Source organism: Trichloromonas sp., assembly GCF_041583255.1.
Lineage (GTDB): Bacteria > Desulfobacterota > Desulfuromonadia > Desulfuromonadales > Trichloromonadaceae > Trichloromonas.
In genome coordinates, this window is the sequence record NZ_JBFHGD010000116.1 from 1 (window position 1) to 10,736 (window position 10,736).

Here is a 10,736-nt window from a genome sequence, read left to right on the forward strand (position 1 = left end):
AACAAGATCACCGGTGCGACACACGTAAGTTTCAAGGAGGCGACCGCCACCGAAAACGCCCGGCAGGTCATCAACCTGGCCATCGCGGCCTTCAAGCGGCGCAACCCCAAGCGAGTCAGAATTCCCCAGGTCAAGCAGACCGCGGTGGTCGGTTTCAGTGCCGAAGCGATTATCGGCGCCTTGAGCAAGCTTAATGCCGAGGATCCTCTGAAGCCCCTCATCGACAATATCGCGAATGGCAACATTCAGGGGATCGCCCTCTTTGCCGGCTGCAACAGTACCCAGGCGGTGCAGGACAACAATTTTGTGACCATCGCCAGAAAGCTGGCCCGCAACAACATCCTGCTGCTCGCTACCGGCTGCGGCGCCGGGGCCATGGCCAAGAACGGCCTGATGACTCAGCAGGCGACCGAGTCCTACGCGGGCGAACCCCTCAAGGCGGTTCTGACGGCGGTCGGCGAAGCCGCGGGGCTGAACGGCCCGCTCCCGCTGGTGCTGCATATGGGCTCGTGCGTCGACAACAGCCGCGCCGTCGGGGTGGCGGTCGCTATCGCCAACAAACTCGGGGTCGACCTGGACAGCCTGCCGCTGGTGGCTTCGGCGCCGGAAGCGATGTCGGAGAAGGCGGTCGCCATCGGCACCTGGTCGGTGGCCTTGGGCATTCCGACCCACATCGGAATCGTCCCGCAGGTCACCGGATCGAAAGTAGTCACCGGGATTCTGACCGAAACAACCAAAAACCTTTTCGGCGGCTATTATATCGTCGAAACCGATCCCGACCAGGCCGCCGAACGCCTTTTGGAAGTCATCCAGGAGCGCCGCAAAGGCCTTGGAATTTAGATGTGCCCCAGGCGGGGGACGTCGATCCCCCGCCTGCCCCATGGCAAGGAGAATAGACCGATGTGCGATATCCATCATGATCACCACCATAAGCTCGAAGAACCGAGACCCGCGTCGGCGGGGATCAAGATCGCCATTACCGGAAAAGGCGGCGTCGGCAAAACGACCCTGGCCGGGATGCTGGCCCGTGCCTTCGCCGCCGATGGGCGCAGGGTTTTAGCCATCGATGCCGATCCCGATGCCAACCTCGCCTCCTCCCTCGGCGTCCCTGCCGAATTAGCGGCGCAGCTTCAGCCCCTCTCGAAGATGAAGGAACTCGCCAGACAGAGAACCGCGGCAGAAGAGGGTGATGGCACCTTTTTCAAGCTCAATCCCAAGGTGAGCGACTTGCCCGAAAAGCATCGTGTCGAGCACGCGGGGGTCGGCCTGCTGCTGATGGGCACGGTCGATCAGGGGGGCGCCGGTTGCGTCTGTCCCGAGCATACCCTCGTCAAGCGGCTGATGAAGCACCTGCTGCTGGAGCGAAACGAGGTGGTGATTATGGACATGGAGGCGGGCATCGAACACCTGGGCCGGGGGACGGCGCAGTCGGTGGATGCCCTGATCGTGGTGGTGGAGCCGGGTCAGCGCAGCCTTCAGACCGCCCGCCAGGTCACCCGTCTGGCGACCGATATCGGCATATCGAACGTATTTTTCGTGGGCAGCAAGGTTCGTGACGAGGCCGACAAGCAGTTTTTAGAGGCCTCTCTTGCCGATGGCTGTTTGCTGGGCGTCATTTCCTCAAGTGATGTACTCAGGAAGGCCGATATGCAGGGCGTCTCGGCTTTCGACCTGGGCGGACCGCCGGTCGATGAGGCCTTGGCCATCAAGGACAAGCTCGTTGCCAATCTCGCAAACCTTCAGGACGTCGTTTGAGGAGGAGCCTTATGGGGCGAACAGGCTTGAAAAAAGCGCTTACAACACGGCACCTGGTGCAGGGGGTATTTCTACTGATCTGCCTGGCGATCGGCGTGCAGTTCGCCCTTTTTGTGGAGCATTTCGAATCGGGCGGCCTGACTCCGGCCTACATTCGTCCGGTCGGGGTCGAGGCCTTTCTCCCGGTCGGGGCCCTGGCCAGCCTCAAGTACTGGGCCTTGACCGGAAAGGTCGACCCGGTTCACCCTGCGGCCCTGGTGCTGCTGCTCACCTTTCTGGGTATCTCGCTCGTCGCCCGCAGGGCCTTTTGTTCCTGGATCTGCCCGGTCGGAACGCTGTCGGAGCTTTGCGGGGGCCTTGGCCGAAGGCTCTTCGGACGCACCTTCCGCATCTGGAGGTGGCTCGATGTGGTGCTGCGGCTCGGCAAGTATGCCCTGCTCCTTTTCTTCGTCAAACTGATTTTGGTCGACATGCCGGTCATGGCCATCGAAGGCCTCCTCTCGAGCCCCTACTGGGCCATCAGCGATGTCAAGATGCTGCATTTCTTTACCGGGATGTCGCCTGCCGCCGCCGGCGTGATCACCACATTGGCCGTGCTTTCCGTCGTCTTTCAGCACTTCTGGTGTCGCTATCTCTGTCCCTACGGTGCCCTGACAGGAATGGTGGCCCTGTTGAGCCCTCCGAAGATTCGCCGGGACGCAGGGCTGTGCAGCGGCTGCGGCGCTTGCGGTCGCAATTGTCCCGCGAGACTGCCAGTGAACACCTGCAGCGCCGTTGGCTCCCCGGAATGTACCGGTTGTTTGACCTGTGTTGAGAGTTGTCCTGAGCCGGGGGCACTGAACATGGCTCTGCCCTGGTGGAGAGTTCCGGTGAGTAAAAGGTCCTTGGGCCTCGTGGTTGTAGGCTTGATGCTCCTGGGGGTTGGGGCAGGCATGTTTAGCGGCCATTGGCAGAGCAGCCTCTCTTACCAGGATTACCAGCGCATCATACCCATGGCCGCCAGCATGAAATAGAACAATCAACTCAAAAAGGCAATTTGCAGGAGGCGATATGAAAAATCCAGCTCAGGATACGGATCGTTACAAAACCTTCAATGGGATCGACTGCGAGGGGAATGCCAGAGGCCTGGTCACGATGTTGCGCCGCCACATCGACGATCCGGAAAAGAGCAATGCGTTCTGGGAAAAGTTCAAGGGAGCCCTGGATCCGGGAACATCTGAATCAGGCAGTTGTCTTGACAACCTTTTCCTCATCCATAGCTACATCAATACCATTCGGGAACTCTTCGAGGAGTATGAGGATAATGAGGCTTTGCGTCTGCTTGATAAAATTGAGGTTGAGTGCTGTTAGTCTTCTTCTCTTCTGTTCATGTCCCTTTGCCCGCTAATCCAACTGAGGAAATAAGTGATCTTCCCAGTGCTGGTTTCTGACGGTCCTGGGGAGCCAGAAATTATCAAAGGTGGACACTCCTTCACGGATGTCCACCTTTGTTTTTTATCAGTTGCGGGATCTTAAACTTTCGATCAAAACCCCATACAGGCCGCATCCATAATGGATGTGGCCTGTATGCGTTGAAACGGGCTATTCCGGCTCGAGCAGGTCTCTGTCCTCTCAATAATGGCCGCCAGGTGAGCAATCCACGCGTTTTATGCTACTTTTATTCTAATCCCAGCCGTGTGGCCAGCCAGTTCTTTGGCGGAAAGTGAAACGCCGTGTTTCCTGTTCCTCTCTTCACCAGCAGGGCTTCTGCCCGTGTCTGGATCGCGCCGGCGGTGCTGACGGCGTTGATCCTGGTGGTGTTGGGTCTGCTCCTGTGGATCATTACCTTGCGGGATTTCAAGGAGGAGGACCATCAGCATTTTCTCGACGTCCGGGATGCTCAGCAGAGTCTACTTCACAAGCTGGCCGCCAACCGTGATTTTTTTCTGCTGTTGACCGAGCAGATGGTGGAGGGGCGTCTGGATGCCGAAACATTTCAGCACAAGGCGGCGCGCTATGTCGCCGACAATCCCGAACTGATCAACATCACCTGGGCCGATCACGATTTCATTATCCGCTGGACGGCTCCCTATGAGCCGAATAAACAGGTGCTGGGTCTGAAGCTGTCGCTGGCCGAACCCGAGCGCGCTTCGCGGCTGGCCCGGCAGACCGGCCAGCCGGCCTACACCCGTCCATTCAAGGTGATCCAGGGAATCGTTGCCGTGGAAATCTATGTCCCGGTTTTCCGCGAAGGCGATTTCCTCGGAACCTTTGGCGGCATCTATTCCCTGGAAGGGCTTCTGCGCAACGGCATTTCGGAGGAGATTCGGGAACGTAACCAGGCCTGCCTGGTGGATGATTCCGGCAGCGTGGTCGGCACTTGTGTTGCCGGGCCGGGGGAGCGGACCGACCCCAGGCTGACGCAGGTGCTGCCGTTGGGGGCCGATGTTCCGGACCTCGGGTTGCGGCTGGCCCGTTATCGTAACGGTTGGGCGTGGGATCTCTGGCTGCTGTCGGTGCTGTCGTTCGCATTGGCGGTCGGAGTCGGCTGGAGCATGTGGGCCCTGCGGCGGTACCTGCGGGCGCAGGAGCAGGCCGAGCAGGCCCTCTACGACAATTACACCCTGCTGAATTCGATTCTCGAGGGGACGAACAACGCGATTTTTGTCAAAGATCTCGACGGCCGCTATCTGCTGGTTAACGCGGCCGGCGCCAGAATGCTCGGTGCGTCGGCTGAGGCGATCGTCGGCCAGGATGACCGGGGAGTGCTGCCGCCGGAGGCTGCCGCGAGGATCATGGAGCTGGATCGTCAAGTCATGGCCTCCGGCGAAGGCCAGGCCGTGGACCTGGAGATCGAGGTGGACGGGGTCCTGCACACGTATTTGTCCAGCAAAAACCCGTTCAGGGACAGGCAGGGGCGGATCATCGGCCTGATCGGGGTGGCCAGGGACATCAGCGCTCGTAAGCGGGCGGAAGAAGTGCTGAAGGAATCCGAAGCAAAATACCGGCTGTTGTTCCGGGCGGTGACCGACGGTTTGATTATCTTCGATGCCGAAACCCGAAAGGTGCTGGAGGCCAACGAGGCCGCCTGCAGGCTGTATGGCTATACGAGTGAAAAATTCAGCCAGCTCAGCGTCTATGACCTCAGTGCCGAACCCGAGAGGTCGAAGCAGCGCATCGATGCCATGCTGGCCACTGGCTTGGTCAGGGTCTCGCCGGTCTACCATAAGACGAGCGACGGCACCATCCTGACCCTGGAGATATCTTCCGGCAGTTTCACCTGGAACGAGCAGCGGCTGTTTTTCGCGGTGATCAGGGACATTGCCGAGCAACAGAAGCTCGACCAGATGAAGGACGACATGCTTTCCGCCGTCAGCCACGAGATGCGCACCCCGCTGACGGCGATGCTGGGATTCGCCGAATTCATGCTCGAAAACCCGGTAGAGCCGGACCAGTTGAAAGAATATCTCGGCATCATCTGCAAGGAAACCGGCCGCCTCAAAGAGTTGATCGACAATCTGCTCGACCTGCAGCGGCTGCGGGCCGGGTTCGGGATGAGCGACCTGCAGCCGGTCGATATCGGCGAGCTGCTGCGGGAGCTGGGAACCTTTTTCGCCCGGCAATCGTCTCTCCACCAGCTTTCCTGGGATGCTCCCCAGACGTCGGCGGTGCTGCTCGGCAACCGGGAACTGTTGCACCAGGCACTGTCTAACCTGCTCTCCAACGCCATCCGATATTCGCCAGAGGGAGGGCTGATAAGTCTCTCGGCACGGGTTGAGGTTGAGGAGGGACAGGTTGTGTTCTCGGTCCAGGACCAGGGGCAGGGGATCCCTCCGGAAAGCCGGAAGCAGATTTTCAGCCGGTTCTTCCGTATCGACAACAGGGACGGCACCAGGGTGGGCGGCTCCGGTTTAGGCCTGCCGCTGGTCAAAGAGATCGCCGAAGCCCATGCCGGCAGGGTGTGGGTGGAGAGCGAGGAGGGGGTGGGGAGTACCTTTTATATGAGCATTCCGTTGCGCCCGAAATTGCCGCAAAAAGTGAAGGCGGGGTCATGAGGAAACAATCCCTTTGCCATTTATGGCTGATGGTTGCCGTGTTACTCGCGTTATTGTCGCCGCAATCTTCGCAGGCGCAGGTGCCACAGGAAGAGGTTGTCGTCGCCGTGCCAGCCAACTGGCCCCCGCAGTATCTGCGCGACCCCGGTACCGGCAACCCGACCGGGTTTGCCGTGGACATCATGGATGAAGTGGCCCGTCTCAGCGGGCTGAAGATTCGCTACGAGGTGTTCGATTCCTGGCCGAAAGTTCATCAGGCCGTGATGGACGGTCGCGCCCTGGTCGTGCCGGATCTGGGGATTACGGATGAGCGGGTGAAGGACTACGATTTCACTATCCCCATCGAAGTCGAACATATCCGGATTTTCGTGAGGGAGAGCAATACCGACATCCTCGGGGTCGAATCGCTGGCCGGTCGCAAAGTGGGAGTGGTCGAATTCAACAAAGGGCGCCATCTGATGGAGGCTCGAAACGAGAGCGAACTGGTTATCTTCAGTTCCTTCGAAGAGGCTTTTCTTGCCCTCCTTTCCGGAAATGTCGACGCTATGATCTATCCCGAGAAAACGGTCTGGATGATGGCCAAGGTCGCCGGTCTCGACCATCAGATTAAAACGGCGGGGCCATCGCTCCTTGAAGTAAAGCGGGGCATGGCCGTTCGCAAGGGCAACCCGGAGCTGCTGCAGATTCTCGACGAAACCCTCTGGCACCTGGAGCAGACGGCGACATACCGGGATATTTACAGCAAGTGGTTCAAGGCCCCTGAGCCGTACTGGAGCGTGCAGCGGGTGGCCACCCTGATGGGAGGACTGCTGGCTGTTAGCGTGGTGATCCTGGCGGCTTGGCGGCATGTCGCGGTCAGCCGCATGAATAAAATCCTGCGGGCATCCATCCGCGAACGGGAGCGGGTGGAGCAGGCCCTGCGCAAAAACCAGTCTCAGCTCAGGGCCATTTTCCAGAACGTGGCTGCCGGCATTGCCGTGCTCAGCCCGGCGGGGCGGTATCTTGAAATCAATGATAAATGGGGCGAGATGCTCGGGTATTCGAAAAAAGAGATAGTCGGCAAAACCCTTATGGAAATGACCTTCCCGGCGGATGCGGAAGAATGTCGCCAGCGGTTCAACGATTTAACCGCCAACAGAGTGGAGGGTTACCGGATTGAAAAACGTTACTTGCGCAAGGACGGCAGCCTTTTCTGGGCCGACCTGTCGATGACCCGAACCTTTGATCCAGCAGGTGGGTCTGAGGCGCTGATCGCAGTGATTCTGGATGTCACGGAGGCCAAAAAGACCGAAGATAAGCTTAAACGCGCCAATCGCGAACTGGAAAGTTTCGTCTACACGGTCTCCCACGATTTACGCAGTCCGCTAACCGGCATCATCGGGTTTGCCGATTTTCTGCTGGAAAAGCACCAGGAGACCTTCGATGGCCAACTCAAGGACTGCTTGGGTGAGATTGCTAAAGGCGGTCGCAAGATGCAATCGCTGATGGAGGACCTTCTGGCTCTGGCCAAAGTCGGAAAGGTGGAGACTCCCGACCGACCGACAGATGCCAGCCGGGTGATGCAGGAAGTGCTGAAGGAGTTGTCCAAGCGTTTCGACGGGGTCGAAAATAGGGTCCGTTGCGCCGGGCTCCCCGAAATCCTGGTTCCCGATACCCTCTTGTCCCAGGTCTTTTTGAACTTGGTAGGCAATGCCCTGCATTATGCGGGAGATGGGGGGCAGGCCATCGAGGTCGGCGGTGAACGCGACGGAAAACGGGTGACCTATTTCGTTCGGGACCACGGTCCGGGGATTTCCGCCGACGAACGTGACAGTATCTTCGAGGTCTTTTTTCGCGGAAGCAGCGGCAGTAAGATCAAGGGAACCGGGATCGGCCTGGCCATCGTGCAGAAGATAGCCCGGCTTTACGGCGGCCGGGCCTGGGTGGTGGAGACTCCGGGGGGCGGGAGCACGTTTTGGGTGGAACTGTGTGAAGAGGAACCACCGGCGCCGCTCGGATAATCCTGGAGGGCTGGATAGAAAGGAGATGTTGGCTTCGTAGATTCCCCGCCATCCTGTCCCAGGGCAAGGATGGCTTTTTTATGCGGCGCGCTGGCTAGGTCATTGCGCCGGGGCAAGCTTGCGAAGAAAGGTGGACCACGCCGACCAGTAATCCTCGCCGCCTGAATCGTAGGTGTCGTTGTGGTCGGCCCCGGGGATGAGGTGCCAGGTTTTGGGCTCGTTGGCGGCCTCGAAGAGGTTGCGGGCCATGCTTTCGGGGACGATGTTGTCGCGATCGCCCTGGAAGATCAGCAGCGGCGTACGGATGTTCACAATCTTGGCCAGGTTGTCGTAGCGGGCGTCGAGCAGCCAGCCGAGGGCGAAATAGAGAATGGGGTTGTGGTGGCGGCCCATGGCGGCAATGGAGGTGAACGGGGTTTCGAGGACCAGGCCGGCTGGAGGGTGTTCGACGGCCAGCTGCAGGGCGACCGACGCCCCCAGCGAACGGCCGAAATAGACGATCCGCTCCGGCGGCCAGCCGCGCGCCTGCAGCCAGGCGCGGGCGCCGCGGGCGTCGCTGTAGGTCCCCTCCTCGCTGGCCTTGCCGGCGCTCTTGCCGTAGCCGCGGTAGTCGAAAATGAAGACGCTGACGCCAAGCCGGTGCAGCAGTCGCAGGTTGTCGAGCCGGTGCGAGATGTTGCCGGCGTTGCCGTGGCAGAACAGCACCAGCGGCTTACCTGGTTCGCCGGGGAGGTACCAGCCGTGCAGCGCCGTGCCGTCGCCGGCGGGAAAATGAACCTCTTCGTAGGCCAGATCGTATAGGGCGGGAGTGGCGACTAGCGGCCGCTCGGGAAAGAAGATGAAACGGTGCTCCATGGCGCTTTCGCTCCCGGGGGCAAAGGCGAGACCGCCCAGCATCAGCAGCAGGATCAGCGACCGTTTCTGGCGAAAACCCATGGTTTCCCCCTTGGTAGAAGGTTATCTGCAACTATAGTAGCATAGCGGCAGAACTAACGGACTGACAAGGTTTATCCGGCAAGAAAACCGGGGCGCAGGCTCAGGGATTTTGAGCCTGCGCCCCGGGCAGGAGGACGGCAAGGTCATTTAATACTGGTCGGCAAAACCGTAGGCCTGGCGGCGCGGTTCGATGACGACGACGACTCGGGCATTGGCGGCGTGATTGGAAGCGATCATCCGCGATTCGCCGTAGCCGATGGCAAAGATGCGGTGGGGGGCGACGCCACGCTGTACCAGCGCCTGCTTGAAGGTTTGGGCCTGGCGTGCGGATAGCCGCAGGTTGTCTCGTTCCGGTCCCTTGGCATTGGTGTGACCTTCGATGCGGATGTGGGTTCCAGGGTAGCGGTTGAGAACCTGGGCAACACGGTCGAGTTCGTCATTGCTGCCCGGCTTGAGCGTGACCGACTTGCGGCCGAACAGCAACTTCGAACGGAAGGTGGCGACCAGCAGGTTTTGGTCCCGTTGGACGCTGGCGGCCCTGGTTCCGGCCAGGGCCTGGCGCAGGTCCTGCTCCTGGCGATCCATAACATAGCCGATGCGGTCGCCGGCCCCGATCCTCGAACCCTGGTGGCTGCCGCGATGGGTGTGGGTGGCCGCCGGGACGCAGGCGGACAGCCCGCTGAGCAGGACGAGAAGGGTTAAATATCCGGAGAGCTTTTTCATCGTTCGATCCTTTCTCGGCCGCACGGCAGGCTTTCCGCCGTCTTGCTGGCCGGATGGGATGTCCTGTTTCGATGGTCAAAGAATAGGGGATGAAAATGCAGGAAATGTGTAAGAAATAGGGAAGTTTGACGGATCCAGGGGGAAGGCGGGAGTTTCGGCCCCGCACCTTGATTTCAAGGGTGCGGGGCCGTTTTGGGGTCAGGGTGTTGGAGTCTCGCCCTTCAGACGGCCGACGGCCAAATACAGGGCCGGCAGCACGAACAGGGTGAGCAGGGTCGAGGTCAGCACCCCGCCGATGACCACCGTGGCCAGCGGCCGCTGCACCTCGGCGCCGACTCCGACCGACAGCGCCATCGGCAGAAAACCGGCGGCGTCGGTGATGGCGGTGGCCAGCACCGGCATCAGCCGCTGGCGGCCGGCCTCGGTGACCGCCTCGAGCAGCGACTGTCCCTCATCGAGGGCGCCGCGGATGGCGGCGACCAGCACCTGGCCGTTGAGTACGGCGATTCCAGACAGGGCGATGAAGCCGACTGCGGCGCTCACCGAGAAGGGGATGCCGGTGTAGATGATCAGCACGTCGCGCAGGCGCTTGAGGCTGAAATAGAGCAAAAAGAAGATCAGCGCCAACGTCAGCGGCACCACCAGCAGCAGCCGGTTTTGCGAGCGTTCCAGGTTTTCGAACTGGCCGCCCCATTCGATCAGGTAGCCTTCGGGGAGTTGCACCTCGGCGGCGATGCGCTCTTTGGCCTCGGCGACGAAGGAGGCGATGTCGCGCTCACGCACGTTGGCCTGCACCTTGATCAGGCGCTTGCCCCATTCGCGGTTGATGGTCGAGGGGCGCTCCACCTCGCTCAGCTCGGCCAGGCGTCCGAGGGGGAGAATGGCCCCGGTGCGGGTCGGGATCAGGGTCTCGCCCAGGGTCGCCACGTCACCCCGCTGGCTGTCCGGCAGGCGCACCACCAGGGGAAAGGCCCGCTCTCCTTCGAAGATCTCGCCGACCCGGGTCGAGCCGACCGCGGCGACGACGTCCAGCACGTCCTTCGCCGGTACGCCGAAGCGGGCAAGCTGCTCCTGGTCGACCCTGATCTGCAGGGTCGGCTGGCCGGTGATCTGCTCTACCGAGACATCCGCCGCGCCGGGCACGTCCAGCAGCAGGTGCTCGACCTGGTCGCCGAGGGCCACCAGGTTGTCGAAATCGTCGCCGTAGATCTTGATGCCGACGTCGGCGCGGATGCCCGAGAGCATCTCGTTGACCCGCAGTTCGATTGGCTGGGTCAGCACCGTGCGG

Annotated in this window: 8 protein-coding genes and 1 pseudogene; 6 read left to right on the top strand and 3 right to left on the bottom strand. The window is 60.7% G+C overall.

Annotated features, from left to right (window positions below):
- The 6 genes and pseudogenes from ABYV89_RS10385 to ABYV89_RS10410 form a co-directional block, all read left to right on the top strand.
- A pseudogene (locus ABYV89_RS10385) lies at positions 1–840 on the top strand (anaerobic carbon-monoxide dehydrogenase catalytic subunit); the annotation flags it as partial.
- A 123-nt stretch (positions 841–963) separates the two neighbouring features.
- Positions 964–1,755 carry an AAA family ATPase gene (locus tag ABYV89_RS10390; protein ID WP_432822892.1) on the top strand — a complete coding sequence of 264 codons (792 nt, stop codon included), beginning with the start codon at positions 964–966 and terminating at the stop codon, positions 1,753–1,755.
- 11 nt (positions 1,756–1,766) lie between these two features.
- Complete coding sequence (locus ABYV89_RS10395; protein WP_432822885.1) at positions 1,767–2,768, top strand: 4Fe-4S binding protein; 1,002 nt, start codon at positions 1,767–1,769, stop codon at positions 2,766–2,768.
- A 37-nt stretch (positions 2,769–2,805) separates the two neighbouring features.
- Entirely contained in the window at positions 2,806–3,105 is a 300-nt protein-coding gene (gene cowN / locus ABYV89_RS10400; protein WP_432822886.1) for a N(2)-fixation sustaining protein CowN, read from the top strand.
- Positions 3,106–3,467: 362 nt separating this feature from the next.
- The gene (locus ABYV89_RS10405) at positions 3,468–5,789 is read left to right on the top strand and encodes a PAS domain S-box protein (RefSeq protein ID WP_432822887.1); all 2,322 of its coding nucleotides are present in this window, start codon (positions 3,468–3,470) and stop codon (positions 5,787–5,789) included.
- Positions 5,790–5,869: 80 nt separating this feature from the next.
- On the top strand, positions 5,870–7,789 hold the full coding sequence (locus ABYV89_RS10410; RefSeq protein WP_432822888.1) for a PAS domain S-box protein: 1,920 nt from the start codon (positions 5,870–5,872) through the stop codon (positions 7,787–7,789).
- Between the two features lie 99 nt (positions 7,790–7,888).
- Here ABYV89_RS10410 and ABYV89_RS10415 read toward each other — a convergent pair whose 3' ends face one another.
- The 3 genes from ABYV89_RS10415 to ABYV89_RS10425 form a co-directional block, all read right to left on the bottom strand.
- The gene (locus ABYV89_RS10415) at positions 7,889–8,725 is read right to left on the bottom strand and encodes an alpha/beta hydrolase (RefSeq protein ID WP_432822889.1); all 837 of its coding nucleotides are present in this window, start codon (positions 8,723–8,725) and stop codon (positions 7,889–7,891) included.
- A gap of 147 nt (positions 8,726–8,872) precedes the next feature.
- Positions 8,873–9,448 carry an OmpA family protein gene (locus ABYV89_RS10420; RefSeq protein ID WP_432822890.1) on the bottom strand — a complete coding sequence of 192 codons (576 nt, stop codon included), beginning with the start codon at positions 9,446–9,448 and terminating at the stop codon, positions 8,873–8,875.
- Positions 9,449–9,646: 198 nt separating this feature from the next.
- On the bottom strand, positions 9,647–10,736 hold a 1,090-nt coding region (locus ABYV89_RS10425), incomplete at its 5' end, for an efflux RND transporter permease subunit (protein ID WP_432822891.1).

Excerpts from the sequence above, each read along its gene's own strand:
- ABYV89_RS10395 (WP_432822885.1), top strand. The coding sequence starts at position 1,767 with ATGGGGCGAACAGGCTTGAAAAAAGCGCTTACAACACGGCACCTGGTG.
- cowN (WP_432822886.1), top strand. The coding sequence starts at position 2,806 with ATGAAAAATCCAGCTCAGGATACGGATCGTTACAAAACCTTCAATGGG.
- ABYV89_RS10415 (WP_432822889.1), bottom strand. The coding sequence starts at position 8,725 with ATGGGTTTTCGCCAGAAACGGTCGCTGATCCTGCTGCTGATGCTGGGC.
- ABYV89_RS10420 (WP_432822890.1), bottom strand. The coding sequence starts at position 9,448 with ATGAAAAAGCTCTCCGGATATTTAACCCTTCTCGTCCTGCTCAGCGGG.